Source organism: Streptomyces sp. WI03-4A (assembly GCF_033792105.1).
GTDB lineage: Bacteria > Actinomycetota > Actinomycetes > Streptomycetales > Streptomycetaceae > Streptomyces > Streptomyces collinus_A.
The window spans coordinates 39,447-57,747 of sequence record NZ_JARAUO010000035.1 but is presented as its reverse complement, the minus strand read 5'-3'; the positions used below and the strand labels follow the sequence as shown (position 1 = coordinate 57,747).

At 72.6% G+C, this 18,301-nt stretch carries 15 protein-coding genes; all 15 read right to left on the bottom strand.

Going from position 1 to position 18,301, the window contains the following annotated elements:
- Nucleotide 1: 1 nt before the first annotated feature.
- On the bottom strand, nucleotides 2-919 hold the full coding sequence (locus tag PV343_RS29030) for an NAD(P)/FAD-dependent oxidoreductase (protein ID WP_319149956.1): 918 nt from the start codon (nucleotides 917-919) through the stop codon (nucleotides 2-4).
- 34 nt (nucleotides 920-953) lie between these two features.
- Complete coding sequence (locus tag PV343_RS29025) at nucleotides 954-1,388, bottom strand: CoA-binding protein (protein WP_319149955.1); 435 nt, start codon at nucleotides 1,386-1,388, stop codon at nucleotides 954-956.
- Nucleotides 1,385-3,652 carry a 1,4-alpha-glucan branching protein GlgB gene (gene glgB, locus PV343_RS29020; RefSeq protein WP_319149954.1) on the bottom strand — a complete coding sequence of 756 codons (2,268 nt, stop codon included), beginning with the start codon at nucleotides 3,650-3,652 and terminating at the stop codon, nucleotides 1,385-1,387. Before glgB ends, PV343_RS29025 begins: the two co-directional genes overlap by 4 nt.
- On the bottom strand, nucleotides 3,649-5,697 hold the full coding sequence (locus PV343_RS29015; protein ID WP_319149953.1) for an alpha-1,4-glucan--maltose-1-phosphate maltosyltransferase: 2,049 nt from the start codon (nucleotides 5,695-5,697) through the stop codon (nucleotides 3,649-3,651). Before PV343_RS29015 ends, glgB begins: the two co-directional genes overlap by 4 nt.
- A 52-nt stretch (nucleotides 5,698-5,749) precedes the next feature.
- Nucleotides 5,750-6,544 carry a MinD/ParA family protein gene (locus PV343_RS29010; protein WP_319149952.1) on the bottom strand — a complete coding sequence of 265 codons (795 nt, stop codon included), beginning with the start codon at nucleotides 6,542-6,544 and terminating at the stop codon, nucleotides 5,750-5,752.
- A 20-nt stretch (nucleotides 6,545-6,564) separates the two neighbouring features.
- The gene (locus tag PV343_RS29005) at nucleotides 6,565-7,800 is read right to left on the bottom strand and encodes a PP2C family protein-serine/threonine phosphatase (protein ID WP_319149951.1); all 1,236 of its coding nucleotides are present in this window, start codon (nucleotides 7,798-7,800) and stop codon (nucleotides 6,565-6,567) included.
- Nucleotides 7,801-7,810: 10 nt separating this feature from the next.
- Nucleotides 7,811-8,323: an ATP-binding protein gene (locus PV343_RS29000; RefSeq protein ID WP_319149950.1), complete on the bottom strand. Its 513-nt coding sequence runs from the start codon at nucleotides 8,321-8,323 to the stop codon at nucleotides 7,811-7,813.
- A gap of 12 nt (nucleotides 8,324-8,335) precedes the next feature.
- Nucleotides 8,336-8,647 (bottom strand): STAS domain-containing protein, encoded by a 312-nt coding sequence (locus PV343_RS28995; protein WP_317444220.1) that lies wholly within the window; start codon nucleotides 8,645-8,647, stop codon nucleotides 8,336-8,338.
- Nucleotides 8,648-8,719: 72 nt separating this feature from the next.
- Complete coding sequence (gene glgX / locus PV343_RS28990) at nucleotides 8,720-10,864, bottom strand: glycogen debranching protein GlgX (protein WP_319149949.1); 2,145 nt, start codon at nucleotides 10,862-10,864, stop codon at nucleotides 8,720-8,722.
- On the bottom strand, nucleotides 10,861-11,202 hold the full coding sequence (locus tag PV343_RS28985) for an STAS domain-containing protein (protein WP_317444222.1): 342 nt from the start codon (nucleotides 11,200-11,202) through the stop codon (nucleotides 10,861-10,863). Before PV343_RS28985 ends, glgX begins: the two co-directional genes overlap by 4 nt.
- The gene (locus PV343_RS28980) at nucleotides 11,199-13,037 is read right to left on the bottom strand and encodes an AGE family epimerase/isomerase (protein ID WP_319149948.1); all 1,839 of its coding nucleotides are present in this window, start codon (nucleotides 13,035-13,037) and stop codon (nucleotides 11,199-11,201) included. The genes PV343_RS28985 and PV343_RS28980 overlap by 4 nt, the downstream gene beginning before the upstream one ends.
- A gap of 145 nt (nucleotides 13,038-13,182) precedes the next feature.
- Nucleotides 13,183-14,622, bottom strand: a complete 1,440-nt coding sequence (locus PV343_RS28975; protein ID WP_319149947.1) for a maltokinase N-terminal cap-like domain-containing protein — start codon at nucleotides 14,620-14,622, stop codon at nucleotides 13,183-13,185.
- Nucleotides 14,619-15,896 carry a transposase gene (locus PV343_RS28970; RefSeq protein ID WP_319149946.1) on the bottom strand — a complete coding sequence of 426 codons (1,278 nt, stop codon included), beginning with the start codon at nucleotides 15,894-15,896 and terminating at the stop codon, nucleotides 14,619-14,621. Before PV343_RS28970 ends, PV343_RS28975 begins: the two co-directional genes overlap by 4 nt.
- Nucleotides 15,897-16,176: 280 nt before the next feature.
- Complete coding sequence (locus PV343_RS28965; protein WP_319149945.1) at nucleotides 16,177-16,878, bottom strand: SDR family oxidoreductase; 702 nt, start codon at nucleotides 16,876-16,878, stop codon at nucleotides 16,177-16,179.
- A gap of 39 nt (nucleotides 16,879-16,917) precedes the next feature.
- Nucleotides 16,918-18,261 carry an NDP-sugar synthase gene (locus PV343_RS28960; protein ID WP_319149944.1) on the bottom strand — a complete coding sequence of 448 codons (1,344 nt, stop codon included), beginning with the start codon at nucleotides 18,259-18,261 and terminating at the stop codon, nucleotides 16,918-16,920.
- Nucleotides 18,262-18,301: the final 40 nt, after the last annotated feature.

Here is an 18,301-nt window from a genome sequence, read left to right as displayed (position 1 = left end):
CTCAGTCCGCCTTCAGCTCCGGCGGATGCAGGAAGTAGTTGGCGGCCGACGCCGCCTGCGCCCCCTCGTGGACGGCCGCCGTCACCTGGTGGGAGTGCAGCGCGGTGAGGTCGCCGGCCGCGTAGACGCCCGGCACGCTGGTCCGCTGCTCGGAATCCACCCCCACGTATCCGGTGGGGGCGAGCCGGACACCCAGCTGCCGGGCGAGCGCGGTCTCGGGGGTGGCGCCCTGGATGGAGAAGAGCGCGTCGAGTTCCAGCCGCCGGCCCTCCCGCGTCACCACCGCAGACAGCATCCCGTCCGCGCCCTCCGCCTCCGCGATCCGGTCGTGCACCACGGGGATCCCGGCGGCCGCCAGCCGGCGCCGGAACCTGGGACTGATCTCGTCGCTCGCGCTGTTGGTCAGCAGCCGCACCCGGTCGGTGAGGCTGTGCAGCTGCATGGCCTCGCCCGCGGCCGCGTCGGTGTGGCCGACGACCAGGATGCTGCGCCCCCGGTTCTCGTACCCGTCGCAGGCGATGCACCAGAACATCGACCGGCCGACGTACGGCTCCCAGCCCGCGAAGTGCGGGAAGTGGTCGAGGACGCCGGTGGCGAGGACCAGCGACCGGGCCCGCCAGGAGTGCCCCTGGGAGCGGACCGTGAAGCCCTGCCCGGCGTCGCCCTCGGCGTGCGTGACCAGGTGGTGCAGGACCCGGGCCCGGGGATAGCGGGCGAGCTGCTCCCGGCCGAGCTTGCGCAGGTCGACGGTGGGAATGCCGTCCGGGAAGCCGAGGTAGTTGTGGTTGGTCTGGTGGTGGGTCGAGCGTCCGTGCCCGGTGTCGAAGACCAGGACCTCGCGGTTGTAGCGGGCCAGGTAGAGCGCCGCGGACAGCCCGGCCGGGCCGCCCCCCACGACGACGGTGTCGACGATCCCCATGCGCGTGTCCCCTTCCGCAGGTTCCGCAGGTTCCTCAGGTCGCACGGGTCAGCTCCCCGGCCAGCTCCAGCTCCGCGTGGACCGCTCCGAGGCAGCGGTTCATCACCACCCGCAGCCCGCCCGCCTCGGCGATGTCGCGTGCCTCGTCGGAGACGATGCCGAGCTGCAGCCACAGGGCCCGTGCCCCGATCTGGAGGGCCTGCCGGGCCACGGCCGGAGTCTCGGGCGCCGGCCGGAAGACGTCCACGACGTCGACCGGTTCGCCGACGTCCAGCAGCGAGGCGAAGCAGGGCCGGCCCAGCACCTCGCGGTGGTGCGGATTGACCGGGACGATGTTGAAGCCCTTGCGCAGCAGGTAGGCGGGGATCTCGTGGGCGTGCTTGCCCGGCTCCGCCGAGGCGCCGACCACCGCGATCGTGCGGGCCCCGCCGAGGATGCGCCGGTACTCGTCCCACAGGTACTCGCTCATGCTGGTGTCCCCTCTCCGTAGGGTTCGCCGGCCGCGGCGACGCGCCGCGGCCGCAGCCAGATGACGCCGAGCGGCGGCAGGGTGACCTCGGTGCTCCACCGCTGGCCCTGCCACGGCTCCGGACGGGCCCTGAGCGGGCCGGAGTTGATCACACCCGAGCCGCCGTAGCGGTCCGCGTCGGTGTTGAGGATCTCGGTCCACTCGCCGCCGCCGGGCAGCCCGATGCGGTAGCCGTGGCGCACGCCCGGCTGGAAGTGGGCCACGCACACCAGGGGCGTGCCGTCGGTGCCCTGGCGGACGAAGGAGTACACGTTGTCCTCGGCCGCGTCCGCGTCCAGCCAGCGGAAGCCCGCCGGATCGGCGTCCAGGCTCCACAGGGCGGGCAGCTCCAGATAGTGCGCGTTCAGGTCGCGCACCAGGTCGCGCACCCCGGTGTGCGGTGCGTGCCCGAGCGCGGCCCAGTCGAGCCCGGCGTCGTGCGACCACTCGCTCTCCTGGGCGAACTCTTGTCCCATGAAGAGCAGTTGCTTGCCCGGGAAGCCCCACATCAGGGCGAGGTAGGACCGTACGCCGGCGAACCTGCGCCAGGCGTCTCCCGGCATCCTGCCCAGCAGCGAGCCCTTGCCGTGCACCACCTCGTCGTGGCTGACCGGCAGCAGGTGGTTCTCGGTGTAGGCGTACACCAGGGGGAAGGTCAGCGCGTGGTGGTGGTACTGCCGGTGCACGGGGTCCCGGCCCATGTAGTCCAGGGAGTCGTGCATCCAGCCCATGTTCCACTTGAAGCCGAAGCCGAGACCGCCGTGGTCGGTGCGCCGGGTCACGCCGTCCCAGGCCGTGGACTCCTCGGCGATGGTGACCACGCCCGGGTTGCTGCGGTAGACGGCGGCGTTCATCTCCTGGAGGAACTCCACCGCCTCCAGGTGCTCCCGGCCGCCGTAGGCGTTGGGCAGCCAGCCGCCCTCGGGGCGCGAGTAGTCGAGGTAGAGCATCGAGGCGACGGCGTCCACCCGGAGGCCGTCCACGTGGAACTCGGCGCACCAGTACAAGGCGTTGGCGACCAGGAAGTTGCGAACCTGCTCGCGGCCGTAGTCGAAGACGAGGGTGCCCCAGTCGGGGTGCTCGCCGCGGCGCGGGTCGGGGTGCTCGTACAGCGCGGTGCCGTCGAAGCGGGCCAGCGCCCAGTCGTCCTTGGGGAAGTGCGCCGGCACCCAGTCGAGGATCACACCGATGCCGGCGCGGTGCAGGGCGTCGACCAGGTACCGGAAGTCGTCGGGGGTGCCCGGCGCGGCCATGGGCGCGTAGTACGAGGTGACCTGGTATCCCCAGGAGCCGCCGAACGGGTGCTCGGCGACGGGCAGGAACTCCACGTGGGTGAAGCCCAGCGCCTTGACGTAGCCGGGCAGTTCGGTGGCCAGCTCGCGGTAGGTGCGGCCGGGCCGCCAGGAACCGAGGTGCAGTTCGTACACGCTCATGGGCGCCCGCTCGGCGGCCCTGCGGCCGCGTGCGGCCATCCACTCGCCGTCGGACCACCGGTGGCCGGCGGTGAAGACGACGGAGGCGGTGCCGGGCGCCGCCTCGGCCGAGCGGGCGAGCGGGTCGGCCTTCTGCCGCCAGGTGCCGTCGGGGCCGAGGATCTCGAACTTGTACCGGCAGCCGTCGCCGACGCCCGGCACGAACAGCTCCCACACACCCGAGGCGCCCAGCGACCGCATCGGGTGGCCCACGCCGGACCAGTGGTTGAAGTCCCCGACGACCCGTACGGCGCGGGCGTTCGGCGCCCAGACCGCGAACGCGGTACCGGTCACCGACCGGTGCTCCAGCACCCGTGCGCCCAGCACGGTCCACAGCCGCTCGTGCCGGCCCTCCGCGATCAGGTACAGGTCCAGCTCGCCGGGCACGGGCGGGAAGCGGTACGGGTCGTCCGTCTCGCACACGCACTCGGCGTAGCGCACCCGCAGCCGGTACTCGGGGACGCCGTCGGGACCGTCCGGGCCGTCTGTGCCGCCGAGGCCGGGGAGCGTCCCGGTGAACACCCCTCCGCCCTCGTGCCGCAGCTCGGTGAGCACCTCCCCGGCCGGGCCGACGGCCCACACCGCCTCGGCGAGCGGTCTGAGGACGCGCAGCGTCACGCCCTCGGGTCCCGGGTGCGGGCCGAGCAGCGCGTGGGGGTCGCTGGTCTCGCCGGAGGCCAGACGCCTGAGGTCGGTGGCCGGCAGCCGTGCGGGGGCCGTCCGGAGAGGGTGGGGGGAAACCGGCGGGTTCACGAGAGGTGCGTCCTGTCCGTGATGATGTGGGCGACCTGGTGCCGCGGGTCGAGACGTACGTAGTTCTCACGGCCCCAGCGGTACGTCTCGCCGGACAGCGCGTCGTGCGCGTCGAAGGTGTCGGCGCGGTCCAGGCCGAGGGCCGGCAGGTCGAGGTGGATGGTCGCCTCCCGCACGCTGTGCGGGTCGAGGTTGAGCACCACGAGGACCCAGTCGTCCCCGGCCCGCTTGGAGAAGCAGACCACCGCGTCGTTGTCCGCCCGGTGGAAGCGCAGGTTGCGCAGCCGGCACAGGGCGGGGTGGTCCCGGCGCAGCCGGTTGAGCGTGGTGAGGAGCGGGGCGAGGGTGTCGCCCGAGGCGTCGGCCGCCTTCCAGTCCCTGGGCCGGTACTGGTACTTCTCCGAGTCGAGGTACTCCTCGCTGCCCGGCCCCGCGGGCACGTTCTCGTACAGCTCGTAGCCCGCGTACACGCCCCAGGCGGGGGCCGCCGTCGCGGCCAGCACGGCCCGGACCGCGAAGGCCGGGCGGCCGCCGTACTGGAGGAAGGCGTTGAGGATGTCCGGGGTGTTCACGAACAGGTTGGGCCGCAGGTAGGCCGCGCTCTCCTCGCCGCCGAGCCCGGCCAGTTCGGCCAGGTAGGACTCCACCTCCTCCTTGGAGTTGCGCCAGGTGAAGTACGTGTACGACTGGTGGAAGCCGATCCGGGCCAGGCTGTGCATCATCGCGGGCCGGGTGAACGCCTCGGCGAGGAAGAGCACGTCGGGGTCGGTGCCGTGCACCTCCTCGATGAGCCGCTCCCAGAACCAGACGGGCTTGGTGTGCGGGTTGTCCACCCGGAAGATGCGCACGCCGTGCGCCATCCAGTGCCGCAGCAGGCGCAGGCACTCGGCGTACAGCCCCTCCGGCTCGTTGTCGAAGTCCAGGGGGTAGATGTCCTGGTACTTCTTCGGCGGGTTCTCGGCGTAGGCGACCGACCCGTCGATCCGGCGCCGGAACCACTCCGGGTGCTCGGTGACCCAGGGGTGGTCAGGTGAGCACTGCAAGGCGAAGTCGAGCGCCACCTCCAGGCCGAGTTCACCGGCCCGGGCCACGAAGTGGTCGAAGTCGTCGAGCGTGCCGAGGTCCGGGTGGACCGCGTCGTGGCCGCCGGCCGGGGAGCCGATCGCCCACGGCGAGCCCGGGTCGTGCGGGCCCGCCGCCAGGGTGTTGCCGCGGCCCTTCCTGTGGGTGGTGCCGATCGGGTGGACGGGCGGCAGGTACACCACGTCGAAGCCCATCGCGGCGACCGCCTCCAGCCGCTCCGCCGCGGTCCGCAGGGTCCCCGAGCGCGGCGGCTCCAGCACGCCCTCGGCGTTCACCGCGGCGGGCACGGCGCCCTCCGAGCGCGGGAAGAACTCGTACCAGGACCCGAACAGCGCCCGCTCGCGGTCGACGCGCAGCGGCAGCTCGTCGGAGGAGGTGACCAGTTCGCGCAGCGGCCGCGCGGCCAGGACGGCGGTCGTCTCGGCGCCGAGCGCGGCGGCGAGCCGGTCGTCGGGGGGAAGCGTGCCGTCCAGCAGCCGGTCGCGGGCGGCCGCGAGCACCTCGCGGTCGCGCGGCGGGCCGTCCGCCTGCAGCTTGTGCAGCACCCGCTCGAACAGCAGCGCGCCCTCCGCCAGCACCAGCTCCACGTCGATCCGGGCCGGGACCTTGATCCGTGCGGTGTGCCGCCAGGTGGCCACGGGATCGGCCCAGGCCTCCACCCGGTACGTCCACTCGCCCTCCCGGTCGGCCGCGACCTGGGCGGCGTAGCGGTCGGTGCCCGGCGCGATCAGGCGCATGGGCGTCCAGGGGCCCGGCACGCCGTCCGGGTCGGTCAGGACGACGTTCGCGGCGACCGCGTCGTGGCCCTCCCGGAAGACCGTGGCGGACACCTCGAACAGCTCGCCCGGCACGGCGCGGGCGGGTCGGCGGCCCGCGTCCACCTGGGGGCGGACGTCCCGCACGGGTATCCGGCCGACCGTGGGGGCCGGCCGACGGACGTCGGGCTTGCCTTGCATGCTCATGCCTCCTGGCACCGAGGTTCGGTGGTGGGCCCGGTTCCGGTGCGGACCGGGGTCAGGACAGGGAAGGGGGATGCGGCGCCGGCCGGCGCAGCGCCGTGGTCCCGTTGCTCACGTCGGCGATGATGCGGCGGTAGCCCGCCACCAGCGGGTGGTGCGGATAGGCCGTGCTGAACAGCCGCTCCCCGGCCAGCGAGGCCATCTCGGGGGCGTAGGGCAGTGCCACGGTGACCGGGGTGCCGAAGGCGTTCTCCACCTTGGCGCGCAGCGGCCCCGGTTCGGTCCCGGCCGGCACCAGGTTCACCGCCACGCTCAGCCGACCGCAGCCGAGGCGTTCGGCGAGCGACATCGTCTCGGCGGCCCCCGCCATGTCCAGCCGGTCCGCCCGGGTGACCACCACCAGGGCGTCCGAGCTGGCCATCGAGGTCACCGTCTCGTTGTTGAAGCCGGCGTGGGTGTCGAGGAGCAGCACGTCGAGCGCGAGGGAGTCGATCAGCCGGTCGAAGCCCTCCCGCAGCAGCCCGACGTCGTAGCCGCGGCCCATGATCTCGTTGATGCCGGCCGCCCGGCTGCGGGCCGGCACCACGAAGAAGCCGTCGTGCCCGGCGTCCGCCTCCGCGGCGTAGGCGGCGTCCTCGATCTCGCAGCGTCCGACCAGGTAGTCGCTGAGCGAGTGCCGGACCGTGCCGAGCGCGTCCCCGAACAGCACGTCGAGCGCGGGGGTCTGGATGTCGGTGTCCACCAGTGCGACCCTGCGCCCGGCGGAGGCCAGGAGCACCGCCAGGTTGGCGGCCGTGCTGGACTTGCCCGTACCGCCCCGGTACGAGTGCACGGTGATGATCTGCGACATGGTCTCCACCCGGGGTTCGGTCAGGACGTGCGCCGGTGCACGGCCATCATGGTGATGTCGTCCGACTGCTCGGCCGGCCCGACGAACTCGCCCAGCACGCCGTCCATGTGGTCGAGGAGTTCCTCGCCGCGCACCGCCGCCTCGGTCAGCTGTTTGATCATCTGGTCGTTCCCGAAGAACCGGCCCGTCCCGGAGCGCGCCTCGGTCACCCCGTCGGTGTAGATGAAGAGGGTGTCGCCGGGGCTGATCTGCGCGTAGCCGAGCGAGAAGGTGACGTCGGGGATGACGCCGACCGCCGGTCCGGTGGGCTCCAGCAGCACCGGTTCGGAGCCGTCGGCGCTGACCAGCGCGGGCGGGTTGTGGCCGCCGTTGATGTAGACGAGGTTGCCGGTGAGCGGGTCGAGGACGCCGAAGAAGAGGGTGGCGAAGTAGCCCTGCCTGATGTGGTTGCGGGTCAGGTAGTTGTTGGTGCCGGCCACCGCGTTCAGCAGCGGGGTGGCTCCCACGACGGGTATGGCTCGGGTCTGCTCCTCCCAGACGGTGGACTCGTTCAGCACGTCGGCGGCGATCAGGTTCTGCAGTCCGCTCTGCTCGGCGGTGTGCCGCAGCAGGCTGCGGATCAGCGCCATGAACAGGGCGGCGCCCACGCCCTTGTCGCAGACGTCGGCCACGACCAGGGCCAGCCGGCGCCGGTTGACCAGTTCGAAGACGTCGTAGAAGTCCCCGGCGACGGTGCGGGCCGGGCGGAAGCGGACGTCGATCTCCCAGTCGTCGGGGCTGGGCAGCGTCTCCGGCAGGAAGCCGAGCTGGATCTCCCGGCCGATCTCCAGTTCCCGCTCGTAGCTGAGCAGTTCGGCGTGGGCGGTGACGTCCTCCAGGGTGCGGGTGAACTCGGCCCGCTCATGGCAGTTGCGCAGCCGGGCGCGGACCAGTTCGTGGTGGAAGGGCGGCACCAGGTAGTCGAAGCCCGCCTGGACGTGACCGCCCAGCAGGTGCAGGTCGTGGTCGGCGAACGCCACGACGGTCGGCTGCCGCCCCTCGTCGTCGAGCCGCCGTACGACGGCCTTCACGGTGGCCGGCGCGAGCCGGGCGGAGACGAGCAGCACGTCGGTCTCCCCCAGCCCGCCGGGCGCCTGTGCCAGCGCCTCGCCGGGGGTGCGGCGGCGGACCGTGAACCGCAGCGCCTCGAGCGCGGCCAGCAACTCGGCCGGGGCGCGTCGGTGTTCGTCGAGGAGCAGCACCTTCGTCTGTGACATCTCGTCTCATCTATCCGTGGTGGCCGCGGCGGATCGTCAGCGTGCTGACGTTGCGCCCCGCCACCAGCTCGTAGTCGAAGCGGTCCACCGCCGTAAGGGCCAGGAAGACCCCGAGGCCGCCGACGGCCCGGCGGGCCAGCGGCACCTCCAGGTCCGGTGCCTTCATGCCGCCGCGCGGGTCGAAGGCCGGGGCGTCGTCGGTGAAGCGCACCCACACCCGGTCCGCGGCGAAGCCGCCGTCCACGCAGATGGCGCCGGGCGCCCCGCGGTAGCCGTGCATGACGATGTTGGTGGCCAGCTCGTCGGCAGCCAGCCGCAGCCGGTAGGTCTCGCTGCTGCTCAGCCGGCCCGACCGCCCGAGCTCGAGGACGAACCGGGCGACCAGGTCCAGGGACTCCAGGTCGGCCGGGATCCGCAGCCCGGGCGCGGCCTGGGCGGCGAGCGGCCCGGCGGCGCAGTGCGCCTCGCACCACTCCTGCCCGGCGGTGTGTTTGGCCGACGCGGCCCCTGAGTCGATCGCCATCTTCCGCCCCTCTCAGGCGTCGATCAGCTCGATGCTGTGGTCGAAGCCCGCCAGCCGGATGGTCCGGCTCACCGGCTCCGTGGCGCCGATCACGGCGATGCGCACCTCGTCACCCATCTTCTGGCGGGCGAAGACCAGCGAGCGCAGGCCGGCGCTGGACAGGTAGTCGAGGTGGCGGGCGTCTATCTCCAGGCGCACCGCGCCCTCCTCGGCCGCCTGGTCGACCAGGTCGTGGAAGCGGGGCGCGGTGGACGCGTCGAGTTCGCCCTTGACCTCGATGGTCGCGAGGTCCCCGGTGACGTTGAGGATTCCGTCGAACGACATGAACAGCTCTCCTTCGGTGGGGCGGTGATGCCTCGGGTCGAGGCTCGGTACGGCGGTCGGCCGGTACGGCGGTCAGCCGGTGCGCCGGTCCCGGCCGACGAGGATCACCAGCGCGTGCGGGCCCAGGTGGTAGCGCCCCGGATGGTGCAGCTCGCTCTCGCCGCCCACCGGGGCGAGCCCGTGCGGTGCGGCCAGTGAGGTGTCGGCGAACAGGTGCCACGCCTGTCCCTCGGGCAGGCCGGGCAGCTCCAGGTCGTGCGCTTCCCAGTGCGCGTTGACGGCGATGTAGACGTGGTCGTCGGCGACGGTGCCGCCCTTGGCGTGCCGGCCGCAGCGCATCAGGCCGAGCACCCTGCTGTGCGCGGACCAGTCCGGGTGCCAGGCCCGTACGCCGTGCCAGCTGATGTCGGGGTAGCCGCTGCCGACCTGGTCGGAGCCGACGGGGTGGTCGGCGGTGCGCAGGACGGGATGGGCGTGCCGGAAGGCGATCAGGGACCGGGTGAACTCCAGCAGCTCGGCGTTGGCCCCGAGGAGCCCCCAGTCGAACCAGGACAGTTCGTTGTCCTGGCAGTAGCCGTTGTTGTTGCCGAGCTGGGTGCGCCCGACCTCGTCGCCGGCCAGGATCATCGGGACGCCCTGGCTGGTCAGCAGGACGCCGAGCATGTTCTTCATCTGGCGCGTCCTGAGGTCGCGGACGCGCGCCGAGGCGCTGGGCCCCTCCTCGCCGCAGTTCCAGCTGTGGTTGTCGTCGCCCCCGTCGCGGTTGTCCTCGCCGTTGGCCTCGTTGTGCTTGCCGTTGTACGTCACCAGGTCGTTCAGGGTGAACCCGTCGTGCGCGGTGACGAAGTTGACCGAGGCGGAGGCGGTGCGGCCGCGGTACAGGTCGGGGGAACCGGCCATGCGGGTGGCCAGCTCGCCGACCAGACCGGGCTCGCCCTTGACGAAGCGGCGCACGGTGTCGCGGTACTTGCCGTTCCACTCCGACCAGCGGCCGTAGTTGGGGAACGCGCCGACCTGGTAGAGGCCGGCCGCGTCCCACGCCTCGGCGATCAGCTTGGTGTGGCGCAGGATCGGGTCGTGGGCCAGTTGCTCCAGCAGCGGCGGGTTGGGCAGCGGGGTGCCGTCGGGGGCCCGGTCGAGGATGGCGGCGAGATCGAACCGGAAGCCGTCGATGTGGTACTCGGCCACCCAGTAGCGCAGGCAGGACAGCACGAAGTCGCGGACCACGGGGTGGTTGCAGTTGACGGTGTTGCCGGTGCCGCTGAAGTTGTAGTACTCGCCGCGCGGCGTCAGCATGTAGTACGTGGCGTTGTCCAGGCCGCGGAACGAGATGGTCGGACCGTGCTCGTTGCCCTCGGCGGTGTGGTTGAAGACCACGTCGAGGACGACCTCGATGCCGGCCCGGTGCAGCTCCCTGACGAGGGTCTTGAACTCGTCGGCCTGCATCCCGAACCGGCCGGTGGCCGCGTACCCGGCCTTGGGCGCGAAGAACGAGACGGTGTTGTAGCCCCAGTAGTTGTGCAGGCGCCCGCCGGTCGCCGGGTCGGTACGCGGGTTGTCCAGCTCGTCGAACTCGAAGACCGGCAGCAGCTCGACGCAGTTGACGCCGAGGTCCCGCAGGTAGGGGATCTTCTCCCGCAGACCCGTGTAGGTGCCCGGGGCGCTCACCCGGGACGACGGGTGGCGGGTGAAGCCGCGCACGTGGGTCTCGTAGACGACCAGGTCCTCGGTGGGGATACCGAGCGGGGTGTCGTCGCCCCAGTCGAAGTCCTCGTCGAGCACCTTGGCCCGGTAGGGGTAGACGTCGTCCCAGTCCGGCTCCCGCCCCCACACGTCCCGGCCGGAGACCAGCCGGGCGTAGGGGTCGCTGAGCACCTTGCCGGCGTCGAACCGGTCGCCGGCCTCCGGGTCGAAGGGGCCGTCGGCGCGGAAGCCGTACTCCAGGTTCTCCGGGTCGAGCCCGAAGACCGTCATCGCGTACACGCTGCCGGTGCGGAACTCCGGTGGGAACTCCAGTTCGGCCGTGGGGCGGCGGGCACCGCGTTCGAAGAGCACCAGCCGCATCGCGGTGGCCCGGTCGGAGTAGACGGAGAAGTTGATCCCGCCGGGCACCGGATGAGCGCCGTACGGGAAGGGCCGGCCGGCCCTGACCCGGTAGCCGTTGATGCGGCGGGTGGGGAACGCGTCGACGCGCTCGCGTACCTCCGGGGTGGTCATCGGCCCGTGCGTTCCCGTGCGGCGTCCAGGTCTTCCTCGATCCGGAAGAAGTCCAGGAACCCCGTGGCGGACATCACGAACCGGACCTCCTCCGACAGGCCGACCAGGGTCACCCCGGTCTCGAGCTGCTGGGCCCTGCGGTGCACGATCAGCAGGGTGCGCAGGCCCGCGCTGGAGACGTAGCTGACCCCGCTGAGGTCGATGACCAGCCGGCTGCCCTGTCCGACGAAGGGCAGGAGCTGGGCCTGGAGCCCGCCGGACGTGGTCGAGTTGATCTCTCCTTCGAGGACGACGACCGCGGTGTCGCCCTCGCTGCGGGAGCTGAGCTTGACGGTCATCCCGCCACCTCCGTCCGGGCCACGGGGGCCAGTCGCACCTTCACCTTGACCCGCCCCGACGTCTCGGGCAGGTGGACGAGCAGCGCCTCGGCGTCGAACGCCGGGTGCGGCTCGCCGTCGATCTCCACCGACTCGATCCGCACGCGGCCGTGCGGCAGCAGGTCGGGGGCCACCCGCAGCACCCGGCCCTCGATCAGCGCGGGGTCCGGCTTGAACCAGAAGTCCATGGCGCTGCCCCCCAGCAGCAGGTTGTTGTAGACGGCCGCGAGGTAGCACAGCTCGGCCGAGTGGTACATCGACATCGAGTGGCTGCCCTTGAGCCGCTCGACCCCGAGGAGGTACGGCAGCCCGTTCGCCAGCACGTTGAAGTAGACGGCACCCTCGTCGTGGTCGAGGAAGAAGGCGTTGTAGAAGGCCTGCGCGTCCCGGGCCTCGCCCTGGAAGTCGGCGCGGCCCGTCGTGCCGTGCAGGATGAGGTAGGCGAGGATCGCCTGCTCCTGCTGCCACCACGCCTTGCGGTCGTGCCAGGTGAACCGGTGCCGGTCCTCGCCCGCCACCCGGGTCCGCTCCACCACGTCGTACCAGCCGCCGCGCTGGCGGTCCGCGCCCCACTCGGGCATGGTCTCGCCCAGCGAGGTGGCCAGCTCCAGGTAGTCGTCCTTGGGCCGCAGCGCGTGCATCCGCAGCAGGTTCCAGGCGATCTTGAGGTTGTGGCCGACGACGGCGCGGTTCTGCTGCCAGCCGTGCGTGGTGTCGTGCGACCAGTCCTTGTGGAACCGTTCCTGCACGAAGGGGCTGTGCTCCGGGTCCGGGAACCGCCCGACGATGGTGTCGAAGGTGTACTCCAGCATGTCGGCGTACGTCTTCTCGCCGGTGGCCAGGTACAGGTTGATCAGGTAGGCCGGGGCGTGGTCGCCGACGGAGTTCCAGTTCTTACGGGCCCGGTTGGGGCCGAGCGACTCGTGGTCCGGGCTGAGCAGGATCGGGTCGATGTGCGAGAAGTACCCGCCGTGCTCCGGGTCCAGGTAGAACCGGTCGAAGAGGCGGATGGTGGCGTCCGCGTCGGCCTTGATGCGGGGGTCGCCGGTGATCCGGTAGGTCTGCACCGGGCCGGCCAGCGCGTAGATCTGCTCGTATGCGGGCAGGGCGTCGTAGTCGTCGGAGAACTCCGAGGTGAACAGCTTGGTCTCGACGTCCCCGTCCACCTTGAGCCCGTGGTACCAGTACACGACGTTCTCGTCGGCGTCCACGAACCGCATGTGCTCGCGCAGGTACTCGGTGCCCCGCTCGGCGATCTCCAGGTACTCGTCGTCGCCGGTGAGCAGGAACGCGGAGGCCATGCCGTAGACCAGCCGGGAGATGGTGTCCGTCTCCTGGACGTGGCTCGCGGTCTTGTCGCCGCTGAGCCGGATCTCGGTGCGGTAGCGCGTGAAGTCCACCGGTCCGTCGCCGAACTGGGCCTTGCGGTAGAAGGTGGCGATCTCCCGGATCTGCCGGATCCACCAGCCGGCCTCCTCGAACCGGTGGTCGTCCGTCTGCCGCCCCGTGAAGACCAGTCGCTTGGCCTCGAACCGCAGCCCGCCGGCCACCGGGTAGAAGATGCCGTACGCGAGGACGTACCGGTCCTCCTCCAGCAGCGCGTCGATGTGTCCGGAGGCGTCCTGGTAGGGCTCCCCGAGGTTGTGCAGCAGCTCCGCGGAGGGGCCGCCGTCCAGGGAGACCTCGAAGGGGCGGCCGTCGGCGGTGACGAGGGTGAAGACGCGCGCCTCGCGGTCGAATCCGGCCACCCGACCCGCGATGGTGTCGGAAAACGTGAAGTTGACGGTGTCGGACATGGTCACACCCTTCGCATTATGAGTTTGAATTCGTCCGGGACTGATGAACCATCGATTCTCCCGTTCCTGACATTCCGCGAACGTGTCATATCTTCAGCGGGCATGGACCATGCGGACAAAGAGCGTTCGTGGACTTCCTGAACTTTCAGTTATCGTGCCGGAATTCCTCGACGAGGCGGCGGACGGCGGCGAGCGGTATCGGCAGCCACGCGGGCCGGTTGTGGGCCTCGTACACCGCCTCGTACACGGCCTTGTCCGCCTCGAAGGCGCGCACCAGCACCGGGGCACGGCGCGGGTCCTGGCCGCCGCCGGCCGCGTAACCGGCGCAGTACGCCTGCCGGTTGTGCACGGCCCAGGCGGTGGCCCGGCGGGCCGCCCGCGGGTCGCCGGCGGCGGCCTCGGCCGGCGGCCGGCCCAGCACCTCGGCCAGGGCGTGGTGGGCCGCGTAGTCGAAGGAGCGCAGCATCGCCGCCACGTCACGCAGGGCGGGCTGCGGCCGCCGCCGCTCCTCGGGCGAGTGCCCTGGCTCACCCTCGAAGTCGATGAGCACCCAGCCCTCCCCGGTGCGCAGCACCTGCCCCAGGTGCAGGTCCCCGTGGACCCGCTGGACGAGCGGCGGGCGGCCGCCCAGCACGCCGCGGCGCAGCTCCTCGTGCAGGTCCCACAACCCGTCCGCGTACGGCGCCAGCCGGGGCACCGCCCGCAGGCCGTCGGCCAGCCGCTCGCCCAGCAGGTCGAGCAGGGCCTCGCTCTCCGGCCCGGTCAGCGGTCGGCTGCCGAGCTGCCCGGCCAGCGCGGTGTGCACCCGGGCGGTCGCAAGGCCGAGACCGTACGACTCCTCGGCGAAGGCCCCGGCCGGTGACCCGGCGCCGTCCTCGCCCGTCAGATAGGCGCGGGCCCGGCCGGTGGCGGCGGCCCAGCCGTCGCCGCGCGAGCGCACGAACTCCTGGAGGATGCCCAGCGTCAGGGCGCCCACCGGGGACTCGTCCGTGGTGCGCACGTGGGCCAGCGGTGCCGCGCTGGGCACGCCACCGGCCCGCTGCAGCGCGCCGAGCAGCTCCAGTTCCGGGCTGGTGCCGGGCACCGGGCGGCGCAGCACCTTGAACATCGCCCGGTCCGCGAAGGCCACCGAGGTGTTCGACTGCTCCGCCGTGCTCGCCACCCCGGGGACGCCGAGCGGCAGTTCGCTGCCGGGCAGCCGCTCGAAGCGCACCGGGCCCCGCGGGCCGGTGCCGAAGCACTCCAGCAGCCTGGTCATCAGCTCCGGGTCCTCGGTGGCCTCGTACAGGGTCAGGGCCGGGCCGCCGGGTGCGGTCAGCCGTCCGACCACCGCGTCCGGCGGCGCGGCGGCCGGTCCCCGGCGCAGTCCGAGCAGCGCCTGGTAGGGGCCGTCCTCGCCGGCGTCGAAGATCGCGACCAGGAGCGCCGGGTCGCCCGGCAGCACCCGCTCCAGGAGCCGGACGGTGACCTCGGGCGTCCCGGTGTCCTTGCCGGCGAACCAGCGGCGGCCGGGCAGCCAGGACGCGAGCAGCCCGTCGAGTGCGGTGCGCACCCGCTCCAGTTCCGTGTCCACGAGGGTCGTCACGCGGCACGCACCGCCGTCCGCTCGCGGGGCGCGGGCATCCGCACCGCCGGTGGCCAGGCCGCGGGGCGCCGCGCCGCGGACAGCACGGTGGCCGCGTGCGCCAGCGAGACCATCGTCATGTGGTGGTGCCAGCCCCGGAAGGAGCGGCCCTCGAAGTCGCGGATGCCGAGCCCCTCGCTGACCTCGGCCAGGTCCCGGGTGACGCGCTGGGCGAGCATGGCGGTGCGGTAGACGGTGCCGAGCTGCGACTGGGGCAGGTTCGACAGCCAGTACGCGCTCGGGGTGCGCCGGCCCGGGTCCCGCCAGGCGCCGACCAGGATGAGTTCCTGCTGGTCGGCGGGGAGCGGGCGGGGGGCGTCGGGGCCCGTCCGGCGCAGCAGCACCCTGGCGGCGCCCACCGACGTCGCCCGCAGGGCGTCCGCCTCGTGGTCGTACCACTCCACGGGCAGGCACTGCCGGCTGAGTTCCGGCACCAGGGCGAGCGGGGAGCCGGGCGGGCAGGGCGCGCCCGTGTCCTCGGAGAACCGCTCGGGCCCGCCCGGGCGCACCGAGGGGCGCACCGGCCGCACGGCCAGGCCGCGGGCCGCCGGGTCGATCCGTACGACGAAGGGCATACGGCGTTCCAGCAGCACGGCGCAGACGGCGTACGCGTCGCTCTCGCGCAGGTCCATGACCACCGGCCGGTGCGGCAGTCCCCAGTCCCCGGCCATCGCGGAGACGGACTGCACCGCGCACTGCTCGGGCGGGCAGGAGCCGATGTCCTCGGGGATGCAGGCGCGGCGCCGCAGCGACGCCTCGCCCGCCCAGCTCTCGGGCAGCGCCAGGCGCCAGTCGACGGGGCAGGACGCCCGGTCGCCGGCCAGCCACACACCGACGGCCTGCTGGCAGTTGACGACCCGTCCGTGACTCGACACCCACCGGCGCTCCACGCCCACCGAGTGCCGGCCCACCTTGGAGATGACCAGCGGGTGGACCACCCAGGCGCGCGGTTCGAGCCGCAGCAGCAGGTCCGCCAGCTCGCGGCGCACCGGCTCGGCGGCCCACGGCGACTTGGTGATGAACTGGTAGAGGCTCTGCTCCACCCCGCCGCCCGCTCCGTCGGCGATCGCCCGCATCGTCTTCCTGCCGGAAACGGAGAGCAGACCTCTCACATAAAGTTCGCCCCAACGCCTCTGGTCGCTGCGCGGAATGGATCGGAACGTGCGGGAGACGATTTCGGAGACCACATTCTCGGAAATCTCGGCGGACTCCACGATTTGATGTTCGCCGGGCATGGTTCGGCCCTCTCTGGAAAGCGTGTTTTAACGCCGCGGGCCGGCGCCGCGGACGCGCGGTCGCGTCCGCCGGGGCGCCGGCCCCGGCCGGGTCCCGCCGGCTCCGGGGGGGGTGGAGCCGGCGGGTGAGGGACGGGGCGGGCGGTCGGGGGTGGCACCCGCCCCGTCGTCCGTACGGCCCCGGGCCGGGGCCGTACTCCTAGGGCCTGTCGGGAAGGTGGCGTCGTCGCCCGCGGGGCGGCCGGGCGTCGCACGGCAGGCGCCACTTTCGCAACAGGCCCTAGGGCCGCAGGGCGGGCAGCGGGTCCGGGGTCAGCCTGCGGAACAGCGGTTCCCAGTCCGCGGGCGCCGTGCCCGGCTCGTTGTAGAGCTCGAAGGTGCGGCCGGTGGCCGCGGCGGAGCCCAGGGCCCGGACACAGGCCTCGGCCACCGAGGCGCGCGAGACCCAGCCGTCACCGCGGTCGTCCTGTTCGAGCCGGACGCCCGCGCCCGCGCCGCCGTCGTCGGTGAGCCAGCCCGGCCGTACGACCGTGTAGACGAACCCCGAGTCGCGGACCGCGTCCTCGCCGCGCAGCCGCCAGTCCAGCAGCCGCCCGTAGGCGTTCATCGGGTGCTCGCGCCGGGTCACGAAGATCTGGCTCACCAGGAGCAAGCGCGGTCGCACCGGGTTCTCCGCGGCCGCCGCCAGCACGTTGCGCACCCCGCTGTAGACCGTGGTCTCGGGGCTGTCCGGGCCGGAGTCGGCGGTGCCCGGCTCCACGCAGAACACCACGGCGGCCGTGCCGCGCAGCGCGGGCTCCAGCGCGTCCAGGTACCGTACGTCCGCCTGCCGCAGCTCGGTTCCGGGCGGCGGGGCCGCTCCTCGCTCCGGGTGCCGGCTCACCACCCGGACCCGCTCGCCCGCCTCGGCCAGTCTCCTGGTCACGAGGGCGCCGAGCCGACCCGCGCCGCCGATCACCGCTATGGGGCCGTGCATGTGCATGATTCCCCCTCTTCGTCTGACGCCTGTGGTCCGGCCGGGTCACACCCAGCGCAGGACGTCGTCGGCGCTTCTCAGCTCGGTCGCGGCCGGCACGCCGGTCAGCGTGGGCACCCGCAGCCGCGGGTAGACCGTGACGCCGCGGAACCGGGACCCGGGACGCAGCACGGCCCCGTCGCCGATCGCTGTGTGTCCCTCAAGGCGGGTCGGCCGGGCGCGCTCCGAGTGGATGACCGCCATCGGCCCGACGTAGGAGTCCGAGACGTCGGCGTGGGCGCCGATCACCGCGGACTCGCCGACGGCGGAGTGCACGAGCGCGCTGCCCTCACGGATCTCGGCCCCGTCGCCGACGTCCGTGTGCTCCAGCCGTACGCCCGGACCGATCTCGACGTCGTGGCCGATGCGCACCCCGGGACCGATCAGCACCGATCCGTCCTCGATCTTCTGGGCGAGCGTCGTGCCGGTCAGGTCGTCCTTGGTCTGCAGACTGCTCTCGTGGACCCAGCCGTGCGCCCCGGCCTGCCCGGAGCGCTCCATGAGCCGGTTCATGTGCTCGTACGCGCCGTCGAGCACCAGCCGCAGGGTGTGCAGGTAGTCGGGCACGTTGCCCAGGTCGCCGAGCCGGCCGATGGCGTGGGCGGCGACCGGGTGACCGTGCGCGGCCAACCAGGGCAGCAGGTCCCCGCCCCAGTCGAGCCGTTGGTGGGTCTGCCTGAACAGCCCCGGCTCGCGGGCCAGCAGGCGCAGCCGGCCGCAGTCCACCAGGTACATCCCGGCGTTGGTGGGCAGGGTCGCCCGCTCGTCGGCGACCGCGTCCGGGAACAGCTCGCCGAGCCGTGCGGCGGCCGGCTTCTCGACGAAGCCCGTCACCAGCCCCCGCGCGTCGGTGCGCATGACCCCGTACTTGCCGGCGATCTCCCGTGCCGTGCGTTCCACCGCGGCCACCGTCACCACGGCGTCGCGCCGGTCGTGCGTCGCGCGCAGTTCCCTCAGGTCGAAGTCGAAGAGCGAGTCGACCGGCAGCACCAGGGCCTGCCCCTGGAGGTCCCACTGTTCGAGGTTGTGCAGCGTGGCTCCGGCCGAGCCGACGTTGTAGCGGTCGAGGCGCGAGCGCGAGTAGCGCACGTCCACCCCGTGGCGCTCGCCGTGGCCGAGCAGGAGCTTGATCTGGTTGCGGTTCTCCAGACCGTGGGCCACCACGTAGAAGCGGCGGATTCCCTGGTCCCTGCAGGCTTCGACGACCCATTCGACGAGCCGCCTCCCGACGAACGGGATAAGCGCCTTGCTGCGAATGTAGTCGGATGACTCGAGGGTGATGGGCTTGGCCCGCTCCCCCCTGCCGCCCGCGAGAATGATTCCGACGGTTTCCGGATTCCGACGAGGCACTTTCGCTTCCCCCTATGAGTTCGTCGGACGTCCGCCCGGT